The organism is Streptosporangium sp. NBC_01810 (assembly GCF_035917355.1).
Classification (GTDB): domain Bacteria; phylum Actinomycetota; class Actinomycetes; order Streptosporangiales; family Streptosporangiaceae; genus Streptosporangium.
Window position 1 is genome coordinate 6576529 of sequence record NZ_CP109070.1, and the last position, 20487, is coordinate 6597015.

The 20487-nt window shown below is 68.6% G+C and carries 24 protein-coding genes and 1 pseudogene; 8 read left to right on the top strand and 17 right to left on the bottom strand.

Annotated elements, in window-relative coordinates:
• The 3 genes and pseudogenes from OIE13_RS29470 to OIE13_RS29480 all read left to right on the top strand — a co-directional run.
• The gene (locus OIE13_RS29470; RefSeq protein ID WP_326646447.1) at positions 1 to 414 is read left to right on the top strand and encodes a hypothetical protein; all 414 of its coding nucleotides are present in this window, start codon (positions 1 to 3) and stop codon (positions 412 to 414) included.
• Positions 415 to 513: 99 nt separating this feature from the next.
• Complete coding sequence (locus OIE13_RS29475) at positions 514 to 1143, top strand: TetR/AcrR family transcriptional regulator (protein ID WP_326646446.1); 630 nt, start codon at positions 514 to 516, stop codon at positions 1141 to 1143.
• Positions 1144 to 1165: 22 nt separating this feature from the next.
• Positions 1166 to 1407: pseudogene (locus OIE13_RS29480) on the top strand (family 1 glycosylhydrolase); the annotation flags it as partial.
• Positions 1408 to 1624: 217 nt separating this feature from the next.
• Here OIE13_RS29480 and OIE13_RS29485 read toward each other — a convergent pair.
• From OIE13_RS29485 to OIE13_RS29495, 3 genes are all read right to left on the bottom strand, one after another.
• Complete coding sequence (locus tag OIE13_RS29485; protein WP_326829004.1) at positions 1625 to 2170, bottom strand: COG4315 family predicted lipoprotein; 546 nt, start codon at positions 2168 to 2170, stop codon at positions 1625 to 1627.
• Positions 2171 to 2443: 273 nt separating this feature from the next.
• Complete coding sequence (locus OIE13_RS29490; RefSeq protein WP_326646444.1) at positions 2444 to 3592, bottom strand: hypothetical protein; 1149 nt, start codon at positions 3590 to 3592, stop codon at positions 2444 to 2446.
• A gap of 1150 nt (positions 3593 to 4742) precedes the next feature.
• Positions 4743 to 5210: a hypothetical protein gene (locus tag OIE13_RS29495; RefSeq protein WP_326646443.1), complete on the bottom strand. Its 468-nt coding sequence runs from the start codon at positions 5208 to 5210 to the stop codon at positions 4743 to 4745.
• A gap of 369 nt (positions 5211 to 5579) precedes the next feature.
• Between OIE13_RS29495 and OIE13_RS29500 the strand changes: the two genes are divergently transcribed.
• The 3 genes from OIE13_RS29500 to OIE13_RS29510 all read left to right on the top strand — a co-directional run bounded on the left by OIE13_RS29500 (position 5580) and on the right by OIE13_RS29510 (position 6927).
• A complete protein-coding gene (locus OIE13_RS29500; protein ID WP_326646442.1) occupies positions 5580 to 5780 on the top strand; it encodes a hypothetical protein in 201 nt (66 codons plus the stop codon).
• A 239-nt stretch (positions 5781 to 6019) separates the two neighbouring features.
• On the top strand, positions 6020 to 6658 hold the full coding sequence (locus tag OIE13_RS29505; protein ID WP_326829005.1) for an HNH endonuclease family protein: 639 nt from the start codon (positions 6020 to 6022) through the stop codon (positions 6656 to 6658).
• Complete coding sequence (locus OIE13_RS29510) at positions 6655 to 6927, top strand: hypothetical protein (protein WP_326646440.1); 273 nt, start codon at positions 6655 to 6657, stop codon at positions 6925 to 6927. The genes OIE13_RS29505 and OIE13_RS29510 overlap by 4 nt, the downstream gene beginning before the upstream one ends.
• A gap of 25 nt (positions 6928 to 6952) precedes the next feature.
• On the opposite strand, the gene OIE13_RS29515 is transcribed toward OIE13_RS29510, so the two are convergent.
• The 9 genes from OIE13_RS29515 to OIE13_RS29555 all read right to left on the bottom strand — a co-directional run bounded on the left by OIE13_RS29515 (position 6953) and on the right by OIE13_RS29555 (position 14687).
• Positions 6953 to 8128 (bottom strand): acyltransferase family protein, encoded by a 1176-nt coding sequence (locus tag OIE13_RS29515; protein ID WP_326646439.1) that lies wholly within the window; start codon positions 8126 to 8128, stop codon positions 6953 to 6955.
• A gap of 159 nt (positions 8129 to 8287) precedes the next feature.
• Positions 8288 to 9217, bottom strand: coding sequence for an urease accessory protein UreD (locus OIE13_RS29520; protein WP_326646438.1), 930 nt, complete (start codon positions 9215 to 9217; stop codon positions 8288 to 8290).
• Positions 9214 to 9849 carry an urease accessory protein UreG gene (gene ureG / locus OIE13_RS29525; RefSeq protein WP_326646437.1) on the bottom strand — a complete coding sequence of 212 codons (636 nt, stop codon included), beginning with the start codon at positions 9847 to 9849 and terminating at the stop codon, positions 9214 to 9216. Before ureG ends, OIE13_RS29520 begins: the two co-directional genes overlap by 4 nt.
• 11 nt (positions 9850 to 9860) lie before the next feature.
• Positions 9861 to 10571 (bottom strand): urease accessory protein UreF, encoded by a 711-nt coding sequence (locus tag OIE13_RS29530; protein WP_326646436.1) that lies wholly within the window; start codon positions 10569 to 10571, stop codon positions 9861 to 9863.
• Positions 10571 to 12292, bottom strand: coding sequence for an urease subunit alpha (ureC, locus tag OIE13_RS29535; protein ID WP_326646434.1), 1722 nt, complete (start codon positions 12290 to 12292; stop codon positions 10571 to 10573). Before ureC ends, OIE13_RS29530 begins: the two co-directional genes overlap by 1 nt.
• A 6-nt stretch (positions 12293 to 12298) precedes the next feature.
• Positions 12299 to 12733 carry an urease subunit beta gene (locus OIE13_RS29540; protein WP_326646433.1) on the bottom strand — a complete coding sequence of 145 codons (435 nt, stop codon included), beginning with the start codon at positions 12731 to 12733 and terminating at the stop codon, positions 12299 to 12301.
• Entirely contained in the window at positions 12685 to 13455 is a 771-nt protein-coding gene (locus tag OIE13_RS29545; protein ID WP_326646432.1) for a sirohydrochlorin chelatase, read from the bottom strand. Before OIE13_RS29545 ends, OIE13_RS29540 begins: the two co-directional genes overlap by 49 nt.
• Positions 13455 to 13763 (bottom strand): urease subunit gamma, encoded by a 309-nt coding sequence (locus OIE13_RS29550; RefSeq protein ID WP_326646431.1) that lies wholly within the window; start codon positions 13761 to 13763, stop codon positions 13455 to 13457. Before OIE13_RS29550 ends, OIE13_RS29545 begins: the two co-directional genes overlap by 1 nt.
• Positions 13764 to 13784: 21 nt before the next feature.
• Complete coding sequence (locus OIE13_RS29555) at positions 13785 to 14687, bottom strand: urea transporter (protein ID WP_326646430.1); 903 nt, start codon at positions 14685 to 14687, stop codon at positions 13785 to 13787.
• A gap of 389 nt (positions 14688 to 15076) precedes the next feature.
• On the opposite strand from OIE13_RS29555, the gene OIE13_RS29560 reads away from it, so the two are divergent.
• Positions 15077 to 16252 carry an ammonium transporter gene (locus OIE13_RS29560; RefSeq protein ID WP_326829006.1) on the top strand — a complete coding sequence of 392 codons (1176 nt, stop codon included), beginning with the start codon at positions 15077 to 15079 and terminating at the stop codon, positions 16250 to 16252.
• A gap of 401 nt (positions 16253 to 16653) precedes the next feature.
• Positions 16654 to 17166 carry a hypothetical protein gene (locus OIE13_RS29565; RefSeq protein ID WP_326646428.1) on the top strand — a complete coding sequence of 171 codons (513 nt, stop codon included), beginning with the start codon at positions 16654 to 16656 and terminating at the stop codon, positions 17164 to 17166.
• A 15-nt stretch (positions 17167 to 17181) separates the two neighbouring features.
• Here the strand turns inward: OIE13_RS29565 and OIE13_RS29570 are convergent, their stop codons facing one another.
• From OIE13_RS29570 to OIE13_RS29590, 5 genes are all read right to left on the bottom strand, one after another.
• The gene (locus tag OIE13_RS29570; RefSeq protein ID WP_326646427.1) at positions 17182 to 17328 is read right to left on the bottom strand and encodes a hypothetical protein; all 147 of its coding nucleotides are present in this window, start codon (positions 17326 to 17328) and stop codon (positions 17182 to 17184) included.
• 200 nt (positions 17329 to 17528) lie between these two features.
• Positions 17529 to 18500 (bottom strand): NAD(P)-dependent alcohol dehydrogenase, encoded by a 972-nt coding sequence (locus tag OIE13_RS29575; RefSeq protein ID WP_326646425.1) that lies wholly within the window; start codon positions 18498 to 18500, stop codon positions 17529 to 17531.
• A complete protein-coding gene (locus OIE13_RS29580) occupies positions 18497 to 18730 on the bottom strand; it encodes a helix-turn-helix transcriptional regulator (protein WP_326646424.1) in 234 nt (77 codons plus the stop codon). Before OIE13_RS29580 ends, OIE13_RS29575 begins: the two co-directional genes overlap by 4 nt.
• Positions 18724 to 19152: a hypothetical protein gene (locus tag OIE13_RS29585; RefSeq protein ID WP_326646423.1), complete on the bottom strand. Its 429-nt coding sequence runs from the start codon at positions 19150 to 19152 to the stop codon at positions 18724 to 18726. The genes OIE13_RS29580 and OIE13_RS29585 overlap by 7 nt, the downstream gene beginning before the upstream one ends.
• 241 nt (positions 19153 to 19393) lie before the next feature.
• Positions 19394 to 19987 carry a leucine-rich repeat domain-containing protein gene (locus tag OIE13_RS29590; protein ID WP_326646421.1) on the bottom strand — a complete coding sequence of 198 codons (594 nt, stop codon included), beginning with the start codon at positions 19985 to 19987 and terminating at the stop codon, positions 19394 to 19396.
• Positions 19988 to 20487 lie beyond the last annotated feature (500 nt).

The window sequence follows — 20487 nt, forward strand, 5'->3', positions numbered from 1 at the left end:
GTGACCACCGACGTCGAGGTGACGAGCCGCTTCGGGACCGTGTCGGTCAACGGCATCTGGGGCGACCTGCGCCTCTCGACCGCCGCGGGCGACGTGGTCGTGGACGGCGCGCGAGGTGCGCTGCGAACGCGGACGGAGGTGGGGAACGTGAACGGCACCGGTCTGAGGTCCGCCGGGGCCGATGTCGAGACCGGCATCGGAAACGTCGACCTGGAGTTCGCGAGCCCGCCCGGCGACGTCAGGGCCGTGGTGCGGACCGCCGGAAACGTGGAGGTCAGGGTGCCGGGTGAAGACGATTACGATGTGCGGGCCGACGACGGGAACGCGATCGTCCAGGTGCGGCGCGACTCCGCCGCCCCTCGGCGGATCACCACCGTGACCGCGGCGGGCAGGCTCCGTATCCTTCCCTCGTGACCCGCACCCTCACCGGCGGCACATTGCACACATAGGTTTGACCGGATCAAAACCAGTACGTGGCCGTCTCCGCCCTCATGCGGGACTTGAATTGGATTCATGATTCCCTCCGACGACCCGCGAAGCCAGGCGGTCATCGACATCGCGATGCGGCTCTTCGCCGCGTTCGGTTACGACGGCACGTCGCTGCACGACATCGCGGAGGCCGCGGGGACGAACCTGGCGTGGTTGCAGCAGCGGTTCGGCGACAAGTATGAGCTCTACCTCACCGTCATCGACCACAGCAGCCGGATGGAGCGCGGCATCGTGGAGGATGTGCTCGGCGCGCTCCCCGCCTCCGACTCCGCGGGGGTCCGCGCCGTCGTGCGCAGGCTCCCGGAACGTTATCTGGAGCTCTTCCTCACCAACCCGCGAATCCCCGCGCTGTGGGCACACCGCTGGCTCGGGGACGCCGCCGACATCCCCGACCTTGAGGAAACCTACAAGGACCCCATCATCGACCTCATCTGCGACGCGTTGCGCCCCGCCGCTCAGGCCGGTCTGATCGACGACCGGGTGAACCTGAAGCTGACGGTGCAGACGTTGATCTGGAGCGTGTACGGGTTCATGCACGGCGAGGCGGTCGCCGACGCGAACCACTCCCTCGCCGCCGACCCGCAGGCACAGCAGCGCTTCCTCTCCCATCTCCACCAGCTGGTCGACCGCATGCTGACACCACGCGACGGCTGAAGGGCTTACTCCCCGCCTGTTGTCGGTGGCCTGGCCCCGGATCCAGCCGTCGGGCTCCGGACCCGCCAACGCCGCCGGACTCGACTTCTACGACCGGCTGGTGGACGAGTTGCTGGCGGCCGACACGCGCCGTACGTGACGCTCTACCACTGGGATCTTCCCCAGGCGCTGGAGGACCTCGGCGAGTGGACCAACCGCGACACGGCCTACCGCTTCGCCGACTACACGCGGGTCGTGCACGACCGGCTCGGCGACCGCGTCAGAACGCACTCGGGGTCTCGCACACTGGACAAACAATCTCTCCGATCGGGCGTAGGGGATCGGCCTCATGACGCGCGCGCGGGGCTCGCCGTCGGTCCGGCGGGCCCCGCTTCGCGCTCCAGGCGTGACGAGCTCGGTCGTGCGCCTTCTGCCCATCCGCGTCGACCGCGTGACGTACGGGGGGCTCGCCGTCGATCCGGGCGGGGCGAGCTCGGTCGGCTCAGTCGTGCGCCTTCTTCCCATCCGCGTCGACCGCGTACCAGTCGGCGCCGAAACCCTCGATGTCCTGCCCGTTCGTCTCGCCGGCCATGGTGTCCTTGATGAAGTAGTAGAGCGGGTGGCGGTTGTAGGTCACCTGGGTCGTGCCGTCATCCCGCTTGGTGGTGCCGAGCAGTTTCTCCTTGACGCCCTTGCCCGCTTTGGGCTTCCCTTCCGTGACGTACGGCGGCCACGCCTGCGCGCAGGGTCCGGAACACGACGACTTCCCGTCCTTGTCCTTCTCGAAGAGGTAGAGCGTGTGGTCCTCCTCGCCGACCAGCACCTCTCCGATCTTCGTCTTTCCCAGCCGGACCTCGGCCCTGGCCGCCGGCGAGGTGGGGGGCGAGGACGAGGTGGAGGGGGTGGGCGAGGTGGGCGACGCCTTGACCTGGTTCGCGACCATCGGCTCGGTCGTGCTCCCATCGTCGGCGGCGCCGCACCCGGCCACGAGCACCCCGACCGCGAACGCTCCGAGCGCGAGCACGCCGGTATGAAGCAACTTCCCCATCTCCGACCCTCCAGGTAAGCGGTGTCACTGCTGCTGCACAGCAGACACTCCGCGGCACTGGTTCAGAGTCACGACACGGACTGCTTGGCCATGCCTTTGCCCACCGCCGACACCCACCCGGCAGCGGCCGAACCGATTCACCGACCACCACCGTCTCACCACACCGGCCCACCTCCGTCTCACCACACCGGCCCACCTCCGCCAACCGCAAGGCGCGGTCGTTCAACTGGGCGGCGTGAGCCAGGAATCCCCGTCTTCGGGTCGGGGAGGATGTCAGGCCCAGGCCAGCATGCGGCGCATGTCCTGGGCCAAGTCCGCCAGCGTCGACGTCGGACCCGTTCCGGCACGCTCGATGCGGTCGGCGACGCGGAGCAGCAGGTTGGACGTACGCGCCGAGCCGATTTCGCTCGCCTGTGCCATCACGTCCACGACGATCGGCTCGGCCTCCTGCCATGCCTGCGCGTGCACAAGGCCATTGAGCAGGCTGGCCCCGAAGTTATAGCGAGAACGCCCCCGGGTCGATCCGTAGGCGTCCATGAGCGGGGCGACGGCCTTTCCCCACTCGCCCAACTCCGCGTGCGCCAACCCTTGATGCCCGGCCAACTCGGCCTCGTCCATCCACCACGCCCAGTACGGATCGCGGATGCTGATGCTCTCGGCAAGTGCGGACCGTGCCCGCTGAAGCGCGTCGAACCCCCGCGCCCTGTCGCCCAGAGCGGCGAGCGCCCGCCCCCGCCGTACCTCGAATATCGCTTTGACACGAGGAGGAAGAACGCTGTCGGTGAGTACGTCGTCGGCGATGCGCAGCGTCTCGTGCGGGCGATGCTGGGCCAGGGAAAGCATCGAGAGGTGGGCCAGTTCGAACAGTTCCATGTCACGATCTCCCGCGAGGCGCGAGAGCATCATCGCCTCGTGAATGATCTGGCGTGAGGCATCCTGTCGATCGGCGTCATACGCTATCCACGCGGCGACCTCTCCGGCCTCTCCGGTGGCGGCTTCAAGATCTCGCTCGACGGCCGTCGTGAAGCTTCCCGCGGCGAGTTTGGCACTGGCGGTCCGGAAGATCCGCAAGGCAAGGGGAAAAATCTCGTTTCCCCCGTACACGGTGTCCAGTGAGACAAGCGCCTGCCCAGTGGTCCGGAGCGTCATCACATAGTCCGCGTCAGCCAGTCGGCCATCAGCGGCAAACGGATCAAGCGCACCGATGCCCACCACCGCTGATGCATCCGGACTAATGGAGATGTTCTCCTTGAACAGCTCCGCTTCACTGAAGCCGAATACCCGGCAGTACAGGGTGATATATGGCTCCCCGGGCCGGTGTTTTCCCGCTTCCCATCCCTTGATCGAGCGCACCAGCGATTCCCTGGTCGGGAGGCGTTCGCGGGTCCAATCGTCAGCCGAATCGGCCAGGCGTTTGGCCATCTCCTTTTGCGACCAAAGCCGGGCGCACCGCTCATCACGGAGCCGAACAGCCCATACAGGAAGCTTTTTCATCGTGTACCTCGGGCCGAGGGGGAAAAGCCAACTCCCTCATTTTCCCCAACGCCACCTGCCGATACATAGTTTTACGCTGTGTGATGGGAAGAGGATTCAAACAAGCGGGACCCGTAGGCGCTCGCAACGCCGTACGGGTCCCTTGACCAGGAAGTGAGTCCTGATCCGTGAACAACTCTAGTGCGCCGATTCTCGATAGGGCCATGGCAGGCGTCTGCGATTGTTTCGCCGATGCGCCGCCGCTGCCGATGGGGTGCGCCGTCTGCGGGCACGCGCCCTACGCGCACGGTTGCCCCGATCGGCCCGCCGATCACGAGTACGCACAGCCGTCCGGTGCGTCAATGGCCATTCGCCTGCAGGCCTGTCGCACCGGGGATCGCTCCCTGCCCTGCTTCGAGCAGCCCGCCCCCGTGGCCCCAGTCGAGACGATCCCGCTGGTACCCGCGCAGCGCCGTCCCGAGCAGACCCCGGCCGCCGCACCCGCCATACCGGCGCCGTTGTCCCGGCGGGTGCCCTGCCGTCTTCGGCCGGCGATCCCGCCCAGAGCCGCCCTCACCAGACCACCCCGGTTCGGCAACGCGCGTCGCCTCGCGGCCCGCCCCAGGCGATCGGCCATCTGCGCCCCGCGCCGCGTGGCGGTCACCCCGTCTCCGTACCGGCCACCCGGCCCGTACGGCGTACCCCCGCACGTCCCTACCCGCTCCACAGAGCGGGCTCGTCCACCGCTGGAAACGTCCGGACGGGCCCTTGATCGGATCGAGGTCCAATCTATGACCGATGTTAGATCCACCACCCCTGGGCCTACCAGGCCCGAGTCGACGATCCCCGGCCGGCGGCTCATCCTCGGCGACGCCGGACGGCTGTGGGCCAGCCGGGCCGGGAGGGGGACAGCCCCCGGCCGGGCCGCCGAGCGCGGTGACGTCGACCAGATCGCGGCGAGCGCGTGCGACGCGCTGGGCAAGGGCCGCTTCGCGGCCGGGTTCGAACGCGGCGGGCCGAAACCCGACGAGGCCCGGTCGATCATCGACCGGGCCCCTGTGACCCCCTGCACCCCCGTGCGAGGAGACGCTCATCAGATTCAGAAGGCGTCGCCCCAGCGACCGCAGTCGTCGAATTTGTCGGTGCCCTCGCACACCCGGATCTTGAAGTCGTCGAAGCCGCTGCTGCCCTTGAACCCGCCGAACCGGTCGATGTCACTGTGACCACGGGTCTTGAAGACCTTGGTGTGCGAGCCGAACCGGTCGTGCCACTTGAACCACACGTAGCTGTAGGAGCGGTCGCGGTCACGGTCGAACAGGTCGCCGTAGAACCAGTAGCGGCCGCTCTCCTTGGTCCAGTAGCCCTTGTAGTAGGACCGGTGGCCGAAGTCCTCGCCCTGCCCGAAACCGGAGTAGTACGGGCCGAAGAAGTTCTTGCTGGAGGTCTGCGCCTGCTGCGTGGCGGTCGCGGTGGAGGCCGAGGCCATCGCCGCGGGGGCCACGGCCACACCGGCCAGCAGTGAACCGGCCAGGGCCGCTCCGGCAAGAAGTGCGCGTGTCGTGCTCATTTTCATGCTCCCGTGAGTGCGGTGTGGAGACGTTGTCGTTCGGACACCACAGACATTAGGAAGATGCGAAGAACCCTTCTGCGTACGAATCCACACTCATCCCCGAGGGTGCACTATTACACATTCCACCCTTTTCCTGATCACGCTCTCCAGCAACTGCCCGCTACCGGGCGAACGGCTGTGGCGACGTGTCTGGTTTGATCGCTTGTTGACAACGGACGGGCTGGTCGGCGACGGTGAACCCCTGCGAACGGGACCGTACCGGGAGTGGCGAAAGCTTGGACGAGGTCGGGGAAGAAAACGCGGCACTCGCGCCCAGGCAGGTCAGGACCCTTTTCGCGAAGGCGAACGGACAGCGTCGACCAGCGCATGCTCGACATCCTTCGCAGCAAGGCCAGGCTCTTCGACACCTACGCCCGCCGCAGTGAACTGGCGGAATCCACCCCCGACGCGATCGACATCTCCGAGCAGGCACTGGCCCGCCAGATCGTCGAGGAGGAGCAGCGGCGCCTTGCCGTAGGACCCGTGTCCGAAGTCGCGGCACCCGCGGCGGCGCTTCCGGAGTCATGATCCGCTGCGCGTCGGGGTCACGACTCACCGCGAGAGTCATAGGCGCGGCGGGCCGTCGCACCCGGCAGATCCGTCATCAGAGGGGCCGTATCTGATCGATCGCCTTCGCCGCGATCTCCACAATCACCTCGACCGTCGGCGCCGCCCAAGTCATGATCGCGTCATCGTGCATGCAGGGATCTCCATGGGGGCGCGCCGACGCGGGCAGGCGACGGTATCGATCATTACGGTGCCGGTGCGTGAAGATCCTCATGCTGACGGGCGCCGTGGCGTCCGCCCTCGCCCTGTCCCTGCCCGCACTCGCCACCACGGCACCGGCCGCGCTGCCTGAGCCGCCGTCCGTCACCATCGCCCGAGCCGAACTCGACCAGTTGAAGACGGCGGAGCCGCGCCCGATGGCAGGCTACTCCCGCGCCAGGTTCCCGCACTGGTCCGCTCAGGGCAGCGCCTGCAACACGCGCGAGAAGGTCCTCGCCAGGGAGGGCTCGTACGTCCTCCAGGACGGTCAGTGCCGGCCCGTCTCCGGCACCTGGAGCTCGGCCTACGACGGGAAGACCATCTCTTACGCGAGCCACGTCGACATCGACCACATGGTCCCCCTGGCCAACGCGTGGCGCTCCGGAGCAGGCGACTGGACGACGGCGAAACGAGGCGAGTTCGCGAACGACCTGAAGAACTCCCAGCTGATCGCCGTTTCCGCCGCGTCGAACAGGAGCAAGGGCGACCAGAGCCCCGACCTGTGGCGCCCGCCGCTGGTGAGTTACTGGTGCACCTACGCGCGCGCCTGGACCGATGTGAAGTTCGACTACGGCCTCACCGTGACCGAGGCCGAGCGGGCGGCCCTGAAGGAGATGCTCGACACCTGCGGCGCGGAATGAGCGAGCGGTACCGGTCCGAGGTGACCACCGGTCCCGGTGGCGTGATGACCGACGAGGTCGGAGTCGTCACCGGGGACCTCACCGTGGTCACCGAGGTGGCCGACGGCCAGGCCGCCGTCCGCGTGCAGTACACCGGCGCGGAGGAGCGGTACATCGCGACGGGCAGCCCGCTTCCCGTTTCGGCGGGCAACGGTGAGGGGATCCACGAGGCGGTGGTGGCGATGATCCGGCACGGCGCCCCCGAGGGCGTCGCCGGGGCGACCGGCTGATCCCGCAGCCTCTTCCAGCGCCAGATCATTCGTGGCGTCGCCCGCACAGGTCTGGCGGGGGAGCGACAGAGGGGACGGCGGGGGGAGTGAGTGAAGGCCGGCCCAGTCGTCTGCCGAGGCGCTGGGCCGGGGCCTCGATCAGCCGATGGGTCAGGTAGCAGAGCGGCAGCAGCACGAGGAAGAAGAACGGAAGGTTCGGGCTCACCCGCAGCAGGAGCGGATGGAGCAGGTAGAGGGAGAAGCTGATCACCCCGAGATGGGCGAGCCAGCGGGGAAACGACCTGTGCCGCAGCGCGAACGCGCCGCCGAAGAAAACGGCGGCCAGCAGGAGCGCGGGTGCCCAACCGGGATCGTCCTTGGCGAGGGCCCCGCAGGCCAGGACCGTCAGCACGGCGGCGATGGCGTCGGGCCATCGGATCGTCCCCTGCTCGGCGCGGTAGACGGCCGTACCGGCGAACATCATGGCCGGCACGGTCAGCCCCTGCCAGGCACCGATCCTGCTGCCCAGGACCACCAGCGCCAGGCCGAGGAGGCCGCCCGTCACCGCGGCGGCCGCGCGCGCCCCGCCGCGCGCGGTCGCCGACACCACGATGACCACGACGACCACGACACTGAGGAGCGCGGCGAGCAGGTCGGCGCGGCCACCGATGACCGGGCGGGGCAGCAGGAGTCCGAGGGGGACGGCCGACACCGCCAGGACGATCGCGACCGTCACCGACCGATGCGCCTGCCGCACGGTGAACAGCCCGACCGCCATCAGGTAGAACGCCATCTCGTAGGAGAGCGTCCACATCACGTCGATGACGGCGGGCACGCCGAGCAGCTCCTGCAGCATCGTCAGGTTCCCCAGCGCGACGAGCGGCGCCGGGCGCGTGCTCACGCCCGGGTGCAGGACGAACGCACCGGCGTACGCGAGCAGGAGCGCCAGACCGAGTGCGGCGAGCAGCAGGGGCAGGAGGCGGCAGGCCCGGCCGATCCAGAAGGCCCGCAGGTCGCCGCGCCGTTCCAGCGAGGCGGGGATGATATAGCCGCTGACCAGGAAGAACACGAAGACGCCCCAGGTGCCGACGTCGATCCTGCGGTCCACCTCGGCCCAGAGGTCCGGGATGAAGGTCCACCCGGAGTGGTGCAGCGTGACGGCCAGCGCGGCGGGTCCCCGCAGGGCGTCCAGCCAGGCCAGCCGGGAGGGAGTCGGGGCCATTCGCCCGACTTTAGGGGATGAATATTAGTTCTCGGGCGTCCCCCGGCCCTCGGCGCCATCGGATCGGGCGGGAATCCTCACCTTCGCGGGGGAGGCTTCGAGGGTGCCCGGCCGGTGAACCGCGAACCGGCGAATCCGGCCGTCCAGCCGGGGAGGACGTCACTGCTTGTGGCGATCCGGCGCGGGCACTCCCAGCAGCAGCTCGCGGACCGCGCTCCAGGTCCGGTGGAAAGCGGCCTCGACCTCGGGGGACCGGTCCCCGAGGATGCGGGCCCAGGCACCCCGGTCTCCGGGCAGGACGCTGGCACCGGCCCGCAGCCCGGTGCGCGCGAGCACCGCGTGCATCGTGTCGGCCACGACCTGCGCGGGCTCCGCGGCGGTGATGACGTACAGGGAGGACAGGAGTCCGAATCCGGCCATCACCGCGGGTCCGGTCACCGGCCGTTCCCCCGGCACCAGGCGGAGCGGGTCGGCGAAGAGCAGCCGTCCCCCGGTGTCGAGCACCTCGACGTCGCTGCAGTACGCCGCGTACGCGTGCCGCTCCCCCCGTGCCAGCCTGCCGGCCATCAGCGTCTCGCCCAGCACGACCGTCGCGTCCGCCGCGACGGTGACGCGGAGCCGCTGGTAGTACCGCGAGTCGACGAACGGGATCGTGGTGTCCGGCAGGTATTCCAGGTAGCCGCCCGGCCCCGCGACGAGGTTGACGAGCTGGGTGGCGTAGTCCTGTTCCATCCGGTAGAGCCGGGTGGCGGCCTGGGTGGTCAGGTGGACGGACGAGCCCGCACCGCAGGAGACGTCGATGCGGTAGCGGTCGCCCTGGAGAACGCCGCCACCGGACGACATGAACATGAGGTACGGCATGTCCGGGCGCTCGGGGTCGTAGTACAGCGGGCGGGCGATCTGCAGCGGTGTCTTCTGGTAGTGGCCGGTCAGCTCGGTCCGGCCGCCGACCCGCTCGAACGCCAGGTGCAGGATCCCGACCTTGCCGGGGCTGCCGACCGGCAGCATGTCCGGGTCGGCGGCATGGCGCGCCACCGAGCCCGGCAGCCACTCCGGCTGGTAGCGCTCCGGGGCCAGATGGTCGATCACCGCCCCGGAGTGCACACCGCCTCCAGCCGCGCCTCGATGAAGTCGGCGACCTCGGTGACACCGGTGCCGGCCAGGCAGTCGGTCAGCACGACCGGGCCGGTCCCGCGCACCATGCGCGCGTCCCGTTCCATCACCGACAGGTCGGTGCGCACGTACCGGGCGATGTCAATCTTGTTGATGACCAGCAGGTCGGAGTCCGTGGTGCCGGGGCCGCGCTTGCGCGGCATCTTCTCGCCCTCGGAGGTGTCCAGGACGAAGATGTAGACGTCGGCGAGCACCGGGCTGAAGGTGAGCGTCAGGTTGTCGCCGCCGCTCTCGAACAGCAGCATGTCGATGTCGGGGAACCGGTCGAGCAGTTCGGCCGCCGCCGCCAGGTTCATGGTCGGATCGTCGCGGACCGCGGTGTGCGGGCAGGACCCCGTCTCGACCCCGACGATCCGCTCGGGGTCCAGCACCCCGGCCAGCGTACGGCGGACGTGCTCGGCGTCCTCCTGCGTGTAGATGTCATTGGTGATCACGCCGGGGCTGTGCCCCCTGGCTGCCAGGATGGGGACCAGCATCTCGATCAGGGCTGTCTTGCCGGATCCGACGGGCCCCCCGATACCGACCTTGAACACCTTCCGCAGTTCCATCTCGGGTCCCTTCAGGTGATGAACAGACGGGCCGCCGCCCGCTCGTGCGCGGCTGAAACCGTGTCGGCGACGGGTACCGAGCCGTTCAGGTCCCTGGGGTCCTCGGCGCCGAGCGCCGCCCGCGCGACCCGGGCGAGATCCGGCCGGACCTCGCCCAGGATCTGCTGGGCCCGACGGAAGTCGGTGCGGCCCAGCCGCACCGCCGCCGCCGTCCAGCCTGCGGCGAAGGCGTAAAGGTCACCGGCCACCGCGTGGGCGACGGGCACGCCCATGCCCGCGTGGATCGCGCCGACCACGACCGCGTGGTTGCCCGGCGTGGCCTTCTCCGCCACCAGGGCCGCCAGCCGGGCGGCCTCCGGCGAGGCGAACGCCCATACCGCCGTGTCCAGGACCTGCCGGCCGGTCCTGGCCGAGGCGGAGCGCTGCTCGCGGTTGAGTTTGATCGCGTGCAGCCGCCGGTCGACCTCGACCAGCCGGTCCCAGTCGCCCGCCCCGACGGCGCGGTGCGCCAGCACCAGGGCCGTCGCGTCCCCCGGCCCCACCGAGTTGTACAGCAGATCGGTCAGCAGGCCACGCAGGTCCGCCGATCCGGCCGCCCCGATCTGGACGTACCCCTCCAGCCCGTGCGAGAGCGTGTACAGCCCGCTCGGGAAACCGGAGTCGGTGAGCTGGAGCTGGGCGAGCAGCGGGTCCAGGTCCTTCGTGTCCTGCGCGAGGCTCATCAGACGAAGTACAGCCGGTTCAGCGGCAGCTTGCCGGCCGGCTCGATGCTGACCGTCTTGCCGTTCACCGAGACCTTGTAGGTCTCCGGATCGACCATGATGTCGGCCAGCGTCGAGTTGCGCAGCATGTGGCGCTTGTCGACGGTCCGGCACTGGCGCACCCCCCGGATGAGCCGCTCCAGGCCGAGCTTCTCGGGCACGCCCTCGTTGATCCCGGCCTGCGACATGAAGGTGACGCAGGTCTCCTTCAGCGCGGTGCCGAAGGCGCCGTACATGGGCCGGTAGTAGACCGGCTGCGGCGTCGGCAGGGACGCGTTCGGATCGCCCATCTGGGCCCAGCCGATCATGCCGCCCTTGACGACCATGAAGGGCTTGGCCCCGAAGGAGTGCACCTGCCAGAGCACGATGTCGGCCAGTTTCCCGTCCTCCAGCGAGCCGATCGTGTCCGCCATCCCGCAGGTACGGGCCGGGTTGATGGTCAGCTTTGCCAGGTAGCGCAGCACCCGGAAGTTGTCGTTGCGGGAGGAGTCCTCCGGCAGCGCCCCCCGCTTGTCCTTGCAGTGGTGCGCGATCTGGAAGGCACGGGTGAACGACTCGCCCACCCGGCCCATCGCCTGCGAGTCCGAGCCGATCATGCTGATGATGCCCAGGTCGTGCAGGACCGTCTCGGCGGAGATGGTCTCGGCACGGACCCGGCTCTCGGCGAACGCCACATCCTCGGGGACGTCGTAGCTGAGGTGGTGGCAGACCATCGTCATGTCCAGCAGCTCGTCCACCGAGTTGACGGTGTAGGGCAGCGTCGGGTTCGTGGAGGCCGGCAGCACGTTGGGCTCCCCGGTCACCCGCAGGATGTCGGGGGCGTGCCCGCCACCGGCGCCCTCGGAGTGGTAGGTGTGGATCGCGCGGCCGTTGATCGCGCTGATGGTGTCCTCGACGAACCCGGCCTCGTTCAGCGTGTCGGTGTGGATGGTTATCTGGATGTCGTACTCGTCGGCGACGGACAGCGAGCAGTCGATGACGGCGGGCGTGCTCCCCCAGTCCTCGTGCACCTTCAGCCCGCAGGCGCCCGCCCGGATCTGCTCCTCCAGGGAACCCGGCAGGCTGCTGTTCCCCTTTCCGTACACCCCGACGTTGATCGGGATGCCCTCGTACGCCTGCAGGATGCGGGCGATGTTCCACGGCCCCGGGGTGCAGGTGGTGCCGCGGGTGCCGTCGGCGGGACCGGTCCCCCCGCCGACCAGGGTGGTGATCCCGTTGCTCAGCGCGTTCTGCGCCTGCTGCGGGGAGACGAAGTGGACGTGGGTGTCGATCGCGCCGGCGGTGGCGATGAGGTTCTCGCCGGAGATCACCTCGGTGCCCGCGCCGATGACGAGCCGCCGGTCGACCCCGTTCTGGGTGTGCGGGTTGCCCGCCTTGCCGATCCCGGCGATCCTGCCGTCCTTGATACCGATGTCGCCCTTGACGATGCCCAGCATCGGGTCGATGACCACCGCGTTGGTGATCACCACGTCCAGGGCGACCGTGAGGTTCCGCGAGGCCGGATCGGCCGACATCCCGTCGCGGGCCGTCTTGCCTCCCCCGTACTGGGCCTCGTCCCCGTAGTGCCCCTCGGTGTGGTCCTTCTCCACCTCGACGACGAGGTTGGTGTCCCCGAGGCGGATCCGGTCGCCCACCGTCGGGCCGTACATGCTCGCGTACTGTTTACGACTGATCGTGGTCATCGGGATTCAGCCCTTCTTCGCGGAGCCTGAGGAGCCGTTCTTCTTTGACGAGGCGGCCGCGGCCCCGCCCGGCTCGTCGAGATAGCCGCGTTCGCGCATTCTTTTCAGCGCCTCGCGGTGCGCCTCACGTGAACGGACACTTCCGTTGAGCAGCCCGCCGAAACCGTAGATCCGCAGGCCCCCGCCGTACTCGACCAGTTTCACCTCTTTGGTGTCTCCGGGTTCGAACCGGACGGCGGTGCCGGCCGGAATGTCCAGGCGCTTGCCGAACGCCTTGTCGCGATCGAATCTCAGCGCCCGGTTGGCCTCGAAGAAATGGAAGTGCGAGCCGACCTGAACGGCCCGGTCACCGGTGTTGTGCACGGTCAGCTTCGCCCTGGGCTGACCGGCGTTCAGCTCGATCTGTCCCTCGCCGTAGATGTAGACGTCGTCATCCGACATGTGATGTCGCCCCCTTTTAGGTTCGCCGCCGCCCGGAAGCCCTGGTGATGGTCGTCGTGGTCGTGGTGATGTCCGGGCGCCACGGCCGGCAGCCCGTCGTCACCGTGCCGGGCCCACCGCCGTTCCGCCTCGGCCACCCGTTCGTGGATCAGCGTGGTGAGCGCGGCCCGCCCCAGCAGCGGCCCGGCGGTGCGGGCGCCGGCTCGTACCGGCGCGGGAACGAACGAGGCGGGCACCAGTACGAAGTCGTCGGCGCCCAGCCTGCGGCAGCGTTCCAGGCCCTCGTCCACGTCCGGCTCGCCGCCCATCAGGGCGACCTCCACCCAGCGCACCTGCTTGTACTGCCACACCAGCCGTGCCACCCTGAACAGTTCCGCGTCCGGCCCGGGCCCGGCGGCGGGCGCCACCAGCAGCATCGCCTGCCGCGATGACCCGCCGCGCGACGCCTGGCCCACCGCGGACCTGATCCAGCCGACCAGGTGCTCGGTCGTGCCCAGCGGTCTGGCCAGTAGCAGGTCTCCGGGGGCGCGGGCGCGCGCCGCCCAGCTCAGGGTCTGCGCGGCGACGGCAGCCGGCCCCGGATCCCGGCCGAGCGTCATCGGCACCGTCACGGCCCGCGCGTGGTCCTGGAGGGCGGCGTGCAGGCCGCAGGCGTCGAGACCGCCGGATCCGGCCGGGCTCTCGTGCCCGCCGAGCAGCAGGACCGCGCGTTCCCCCGGCATCACTTCCCACCGACGGGATCATGACAGGAGACCAGCTTGGTACCGTCGTCGAAGGTGGCCTCGACCTGCATCAGCTTCAGCATCCCGCGCACGCCGGGCAGCACGTCGTCGGGCCCGACCACCTGTTTGCCCAGTTCCATGCACTCGGCGACCGTCTTGCCGTCCCGCGCCGCCTCCACGATCGCTGAGCTGATCAGCGCCACCGTCTCGCCGTAGTTCAGCTTCAGGCCGCGCTTGCGGCGCTGTTCGGCCATCTGGGCGACGAGGAAGATGAGCAGCTTGTCCATCTCGCGTGGTGTCAGATTCATCGGGATCCTTTCTCCGCACGGCTACCCGGCGCGCTGAATTTTCTTGAACATCGGGATGGCCGCCAGAAACACCCAGGACACGAGCACGAACGGCCAGGTGAGGGTGTGTCCGCCGGTTACCGCGAACAGGTTTCCGATACCGGCGGTCAGGGCCGCCGCGGACACCACGCCGATCACCGCGTAGACCGCACTCACCCGGTTCACCAGGACGAACGTGCCCCACAGCGCGAGCCCGGTCAGCACGGCGTTGTAGCCGTACAGGCCGGCCCCGAGGTCCGCGGCCTGCGCGCCCAGCACCCAGCCGGTGAGCAGGCCGACCAGGCTGGAGGCGAGCGCCACCATCCCGGTCACCCAGCCGGCCACGAACAGTCCGATCAGGAAGATCAGGCCGACGTACCACTGGTTCTGGAAGAACACCTGACCGACGCCACTGAGCGTGCCCTGCCAGAGGTCGTGCCAGGTCACCGCGGTTTCGGGAGCGGTGGCCGTCGGTGGGGCCGAGCGCGCGTGCTCCGCCCAGATCCGTCTGAAGGACGGGCCGCCGATCACCATCACACTGGTGATCACGCAGAAGGGCGCGGTGAAGGTCGGCAGGTTGTACGGGGTGAGCAGCACGTTCAGCGCCGAGGTGAGCACGCTTCCGGCGATCGCACCGGCGATGACCAGGACCACGGTCATCCACCGGGCTTCCAGGTAGAGCACCAGGCTGACACCGATCAGCGTGCCGCAGAAGCCCTCCAGCCCCACCGAGACCCGGTCCCAGGTGACACCGAGCAGGTGCGCGGTGACCGTGGCGACGACCGTTCCCAGCAGGCCGAAGGCGCCGAACCGCCAGCCGCCGGCGAACAACGCGACGATGAAAATCAGGCCCGTCCAGTAGTTGGGCTGTAAATCGACCTGCGCGACTCCACGGGGAATCGTCAACAGGTATTCAAGTGCGCGCCGCCCTGCGGCAGGGTGCCCGCCTCCGGGTGCGTCCGACGGCGAAGACGCCGATGCCATGAACGTCGCCCTTCCCGTCGCCGGTGTGTGTCCTGCCCATGAACGGCCGTCAAAAATGAATACGCGGTGTGGGCACACAGCACTACTTTCCATGTACCGAACCGGCGAAAATCCGCCAAGGCCAGCATTTGGTCAAATATCGAAGGCTCTGCGGTTAACCCCCTACTTGGACGCCAACCATGTGAGCTAGGGCATCTCCGTCGGCAGGCGTGAACGGAGCCGAAGGAGCAAACAAGACGAAGGGGCCCATGATGTCGGCCGGACTGAACACCTGGATATCAAGCGGACTGAACACCGGTGATTCAGCCTGGATGCTGACGAGCACCGCGATGGTGCTTCTCATGACTCCAGGGCTGGCCTTCTTTTATGGCGGCATGGTCCGTTCCAAGAATCTGCTGACAACGCTTTACATGAGCTTCATCTCGATCAGCCTGGTGACCATCGTCTGGTTCTGCTACGGATACGGGCTGGCCTTCGGAAAGGACCTCGGCGGCGCCGGGATCATCGGCTGGAGCAATTTCCGGTTCGCGAACATCACCCCCGAGACGCTGCACCAGCAGATCCCCACGTACGTCTTCGCGCTGTTCCAGTCGACCTTCGCCATCATCACGGTCGCGCTGATCAGCGGCTCGGTCGCGGGACGGACCCGGTTCGGCCCGTGGATGCTCTTCGGCGTCCTGTGGATGACCCTGGTCTACGCGCCGGTCGCCCACTGGGTGTTCTCCGACTCCGGCTGGCTCAAGACCTGGGGCGTGCTGGACTTCGCCGGCGGGCTGGTCGTCGAGTTGAACTCGGGCATCTCGGGGCTGGCCCTGGCACTGGTGCTGGGACCGGGTCTCGCCTTCCGGCGCAAGGACGCCCCTCGGCCCGAGAACATTCCCATGGTCCTGCTGGGCCTGGCCCTGCTCTGGTTCGGCTGGTTCGGGTTCAACGCGGGCTCCGCGCTGACCGACGGCCCGCTGGCCGCCAGGGCGTTCCTCAGCACGATGATCGCGGGCTGCGCGGGGATGCTGACCTGGCGGCTGGTGGAGTGGATCCGCTTCCGGCACCTGACCAGGATGGGCTCGGCCAACGGCGCCCTGGCCGGCCTGGTGGCCATCACCCCGTCCTGCGGGTTCGTCAACGTCGAGGGCGCGCTCGTCGTCGGCATCGTCGCCGCCCTCGTGTGCACGTACGCGGTCGAGATGAAACTGGTCCTCGGCTACGACGACACGCTGGACGTGACCGGCCTCCACGGGGCCGGCGGCATCACCGGCATCCTGCTGCTCGGGTTCTTCGCCACCGGCGAGCTCGTCGGAGCCCCCGGCCTCTTCTACGGCGGGTCGGCCGCGCTGCTGGGCAAGCAGGTGGTCGGCGTCCTGGCCGTCGGCCTGTACAGCTTCGTCGTCACGTTCATCATCGGAAGGGTGGTCGACGGGCTGTTCCGGATGCGGGCGACCGAGGAGGAGCAGCGCGTCGGCTCGGACGCCGGCTTTGCCGAGGGATGAGGCCGAACGCCGGCCTTGCCGAGGGATGAAGGCGCGACGCTGATCGGACTGGCACTGCTCATCCACCGCGACCGGGTGCAGCCCCGGTCTGCCTGCTGCCCTTCCGAATCAACATATAGCCGACACTAATGGCTCTTCCAGAGAAGGATGCGACCTTTCATGCCATGCGTTACTTATGGCCGAATTTAAGTGTCACGTCATAAGCCGATTTGAGTGTCACGCCCGACAGTTGGGCCGCCCGAATTGACATGATATTTCCGGCGAAAATGTTTAGCGCCCAGAATCACTACCTAATTCTTCGCAAGCCATCCGACTTGCTTATGGTCGCTTTGCCGTCAGCAGGAATGGTCGGTGCGAGCATCACCAGAGAGGCAGAACCGATCATGATATCTGGGGGAAAAATGCTTCGAAAACTGATTCTGGCGCTGGCCCTGGTCACACTGACCGGATCACCAGTCGCCACGACCGCGGCCTGGGCGGACAGAGCGTCCACCGCCCCGGCGGCACAGGCTGCCGCCGCCGCGCCGGCCGCGCAGGCGGCGGGTAAATGCGATCCCGGATCGCCGTGCGCGGCGGTCAACTGCGGTCCCGGCCGCGTCTGCGTGCCCTCGCCCAAGCAGTGCTTCACCACACCGTGCCCGCAGTACGACTGCGTGCCCATAGGCAGCACGGTCGGTCAGCCGTCCTACCCGGGCTGGCGGCCTCCCTACCCGGGCTGGCGACCCCCGTACCCGGGCTGGCGGCCCCCGTACCCGGTCGGCTACCCGATCCCGCAGTACCCGGGCTGGCGACCCCCGTACCCGGGTTGGCGGCCTCCGTACCCGGGTTGGCGGCCCCCGTACCCGAACTCGTACCCGGTCCCGCCGTGGCGGCCTCCGTACCCGCCGCAGTGGCCTCCCTACCCGCCCCGCTGACGTGCGGCGAACCGCTTAGGGAGACACTCCTGCCGGCAGGCTCCTCGCCTTGACGACGGCGAACACCTCGCGGGCCATGGGCCGCGGCAGTTCGTCCACGCCGTACGGGATGGAGTCGAGCAGGCGGGCACCCGAGTCGCGAATATGAGAAGCCCAGGTCATCGACTGGTGGCCTGGGCCTTGCCCGGTCAGGTTCCAGGGTGAGCCGACGGCCCACACGTCAGCGTGACGGAGGTGCCTCAACCGATTCCGGCGCCCTGGCCTCCGTCGACCGGCGGTGACCGCGGTTCCGCCAGACGGGGATCAAGTCAGGCGACACGACCTGACGGCGCATTGGCGAACGGGCCGGCGCCGGTCGCGCCTCACACGGTGATGACGACCTTGCCACGCGCGTGGCCCTTTTCCAGGTAACGGATCGCCTCGGGTACCTCGCCCAGCGGGTACGTCCTGTCGATGACCGGCGTGACCTTACCCTCCTCGATCATCTCCCTCAACGACCGAAGGTCCTCCTCGCGCGGCATCGAGAAGAGCCCACGCAGCCGCTGCCCCACGAACGGTGCGAGCATGAGCGCCCGGAGCTGGCGATCGTTGCCTCCGATCCACCGCCCTCCCCGCTCGCCTCCCACGATGACGAGGGTTCCCCGAGGGGTGAGGGCGCGCCGCAGGTGTGACAACGGGCGGTTTCCGGCGGTGTCGAGGATGAGGTCGTAGTGGCGTGCCCGGTCCGCGAAGTCGTCGCGGGTGTAGTCGATGACGTCGTCGGCGCCGATCGATCGGACCAGGTCCGCCTTCGTCGTGCCGCACACGCCGGTGACCTCCGCGCCGAACGCCTTGGCCAGCTGCACCGCGAACGTCCCCACGCCTCCCCCCGCACCGATGATCAGGACCTTCTGCCCCGGCTGCACCCTTCCCGCGTCGCGAAGACTCTCCAGGGCGGTGCAGGCGGAGACGGGGACGGCCGCCGCCTGCTCGAAGGTGAGGTTCGCCGGCTTCGGCGCGAACCTGTCCTGCCGGGCGGAGGCGTACTCGGCGAAGGCTCCGTCGCAGGTGCCGAACACCTCGTCACCCGGTTTGAACCGGGTCACGTTCCCGCCGACCGCCTCGACGTGCCCCGCGACGTCCATGCCCCGAACGCGGACCTTGGGCCTGCGGAAACCGAAGCCCATGACCCGCGCCAGGTACGGCAGGCCCGTCATGAGATGCCAGACCCCCGGATCGACGGCGGCCGCGCGCACCCGTACGAGCAGGTCGTCGTCCCCCATCACCGGCCTGTCGATCTCCCTGAGTTCCAGGACATCGGGTGAGCCGTACGTGTCCTGGACGATGGCCTTCACCGTGTCTCTCCCTCACTGTCGGCGTACTGGAAGACGTCGTCGAGCGAGACGTCGAACACCCGGGCGATCTGAAAGGCCATCTCCAGCGAGGGTGAGTAGCGGGCCTGCTCGATGGCGATGACGGTCTGGCGGGTCACGCCGATGCGCTCTGCCAGCTCCGCCTGCGTCATCTCCCCGTGCGCGAACCGGAGGGCACGGATCGTGTTGGTGACCCTGGTCGGCTTCACCATGGCCAGAAGCCCTTGCGGTAGGCGAAGATCTTCGCCGTGGATCCGAGGACCGCCGACAGGACGAACGCCAGGTAGATGGTGTTGGCGATCCAGAAATGGTCCAGCTCGGCCAGCGACATGCCGAGCGCCGCCACCCCGCCCACGACGACGAACGACTGGCCGGCGTATTCGCCGAACCTGTAGATCTCCCGGTCACGCTGGTCCTTCTTGCCGGCGTCCTCGGGTGAGGCGATCGCGACCGCGACGTGGAGCACGATCGACGCCGCGATCGCGGCGCCGACGCTCCACAGCAGCGTCGACACGTACGGCACCTCGGTGAGGGGGACGCCGTCTGCTCGCCCGAGAACGATGACGAGGTAGGCCGCGTACGCGCACACCGCGACCACCCCCATGATCCACGCACTCTTCTCTTCGGATGACATGCCACGAATGTAAGGCAAAGCCGACACCATGTCTAGTTTTCTTAACATTCGCCCGCGTCGGGCATCCCGATGAGGTCACCTACCGCAGAGCCGCCCAACGGCGGCATGGAGCCGCGCGTCGACGCTTGTCCACCACCCGGTCGAAACGCGGTGGGCGGACCCTCCCCGGCGGAAACGGACGGCCTGCGGGAGAGCAGACGGCCTGCGGGGGAAGCGAACGGCCTGCGGGGGAAGCGGACGATCAGCGGTTGCGGCTCGCCAGGAAACGGCGCCACTGCGGTGAGGTCCGGGCGAGCAGGCGCAGGGAGGCCGGGACCGTGGGCCGCGGGTCGTTACCTCCGAGACGGAGGGTGGTCAGCGCGGTGAGGTCCGGGAGCCATTCGGGGACCTCCGCCAGCCGGTTGCCGCGCAGGTCGAGCTCGGTCAGCGCGGTGAGGTTCCGTAGTGGCTCGGGAAGCTCGGTCAGCCGGTTGCCGCGCAGATCGAGACTGGTCAGACCGGTGAGGTTGCCCAGCAACCCGGGGATTTCGGCCAGTTCGTTGTCCCACAGGTAGAGCCAGGGGACACCAGTGAGGTTACCGATCGACTTCGGCAGGCTCGTCAGCCGGTTGTCCCACAGCGAGATCCTGGTGAGCGCGGTGAGGTCGCCCAGCCACTCGGGAAGCTCGGTCAGCTCGTTGAAGGTCAGGTCGAGCTCGCGTAGATGCGTCAGGTCTCTCATCCGCTCGGGCAACTCCGTCAGCTTCAGCCCGCTCAGGCTGAGCGTGGGCGCCCCTTCCCGCCCGCACTTGTTGATCCGGGTCAGGGCAGCTTTCGGACCGTTCTTGACCACCATTGAGAGATCCCCTTTCCGAGATGACCGGTGTGACCAAGGTGACCAAGGTGACCTGAGTGACCAAGGTGACCTGAGTGACCAGGGTGACCTGAGTGACCGAGGTGACCTGAGTGACCGAGGTGACCTGAGTGACCGAGGTGACCTGGGCGGCTCACCGGCGAGAAGCCTAGGGACCGGCACTTGTGGACGGCTTGTGCCCGGTCAGGGGTGGCCTGTTCCTTCTGGATCACCCGCCGCTCGGGTGGCACGGGCGCCCAGCGCGCGGAGGTACACCAACCGAACGGCTCCGCGAGCTGCTCGACGCCGGGCGCGGAGGCGACGCCGTACCTCTGTTCATGACGAACGTCGGCGTATCGGACGGTCACCTGAACGGGGGAGAGGCTCCCTCGCCCTCGCCGGCCTGTCCTCGGCCGCGGGAACCCCGGCGTTCGCCGCCGGGGCGGGGCACTCCGCCGTCGTGTGCCGTCGTGTGCCGTCGTGGGGAGACACCGAGCGCAGGC

Bases quoted from the DNA above. Each gene is read 5' to 3' on its own strand.
- OIE13_RS29500 (WP_326646442.1), top strand. From the start codon at position 5,580: ATGCTCGACATCCTTCGCAGCAAGGCCAGGCTCTTCGACACCTACGCC.
- OIE13_RS29485 (WP_326829004.1), bottom strand. From the start codon at position 2,170: ATGGGGAAGTTGCTTCATACCGGCGTGCTCGCGCTCGGAGCGTTCGCG.
- OIE13_RS29565 (WP_326646428.1), top strand. From the start codon at position 16,654: ATGCTTCGAAAACTGATTCTGGCGCTGGCCCTGGTCACACTGACCGGA.
- OIE13_RS29530 (WP_326646436.1), bottom strand. From the start codon at position 10,571: ATGAGCCTCGCGCAGGACACGAAGGACCTGGACCCGCTGCTCGCCCAG.
- OIE13_RS29490 (WP_326646444.1), bottom strand. From the start codon at position 3,592: ATGGCCAAACGCCTGGCCGATTCGGCTGACGATTGGACCCGCGAACGC.
- OIE13_RS29515 (WP_326646439.1), bottom strand. From the start codon at position 8,128: ATGGCCCCGACTCCCTCCCGGCTGGCCTGGCTGGACGCCCTGCGGGGA.
- OIE13_RS29585 (WP_326646423.1), bottom strand. From the start codon at position 19,152: ATGTCATCCGAAGAGAAGAGTGCGTGGATCATGGGGGTGGTCGCGGTG.
- OIE13_RS29510 (WP_326646440.1), top strand. From the start codon at position 6,655: ATGAGCGAGCGGTACCGGTCCGAGGTGACCACCGGTCCCGGTGGCGTG.
- ureG (WP_326646437.1), bottom strand. From the start codon at position 9,849: ATGGAACTGCGGAAGGTGTTCAAGGTCGGTATCGGGGGGCCCGTCGGA.
- OIE13_RS29545 (WP_326646432.1), bottom strand. From the start codon at position 13,455: ATGCCGGGGGAACGCGCGGTCCTGCTGCTCGGCGGGCACGAGAGCCCG.
- OIE13_RS29590 (WP_326646421.1), bottom strand. From the start codon at position 19,987: ATGGTGGTCAAGAACGGTCCGAAAGCTGCCCTGACCCGGATCAACAAG.
- OIE13_RS29495 (WP_326646443.1), bottom strand. From the start codon at position 5,210: ATGAGCACGACACGCGCACTTCTTGCCGGAGCGGCCCTGGCCGGTTCA.
- OIE13_RS29560 (WP_326829006.1), top strand. From the start codon at position 15,077: ATGCTGACGAGCACCGCGATGGTGCTTCTCATGACTCCAGGGCTGGCC.
- OIE13_RS29570 (WP_326646427.1), bottom strand. From the start codon at position 17,328: ATGACCTGGGCTTCTCATATTCGCGACTCGGGTGCCCGCCTGCTCGAC.
- OIE13_RS29475 (WP_326646446.1), top strand. From the start codon at position 514: ATGATTCCCTCCGACGACCCGCGAAGCCAGGCGGTCATCGACATCGCG.
- OIE13_RS29580 (WP_326646424.1), bottom strand. From the start codon at position 18,730: ATGGTGAAGCCGACCAGGGTCACCAACACGATCCGTGCCCTCCGGTTC.
- OIE13_RS29540 (WP_326646433.1), bottom strand. From the start codon at position 12,733: ATGTCGGATGACGACGTCTACATCTACGGCGAGGGACAGATCGAGCTG.
- ureC (WP_326646434.1), bottom strand. From the start codon at position 12,292: ATGACCACGATCAGTCGTAAACAGTACGCGAGCATGTACGGCCCGACG.
- OIE13_RS29550 (WP_326646431.1), bottom strand. From the start codon at position 13,763: ATGAATCTGACACCACGCGAGATGGACAAGCTGCTCATCTTCCTCGTC.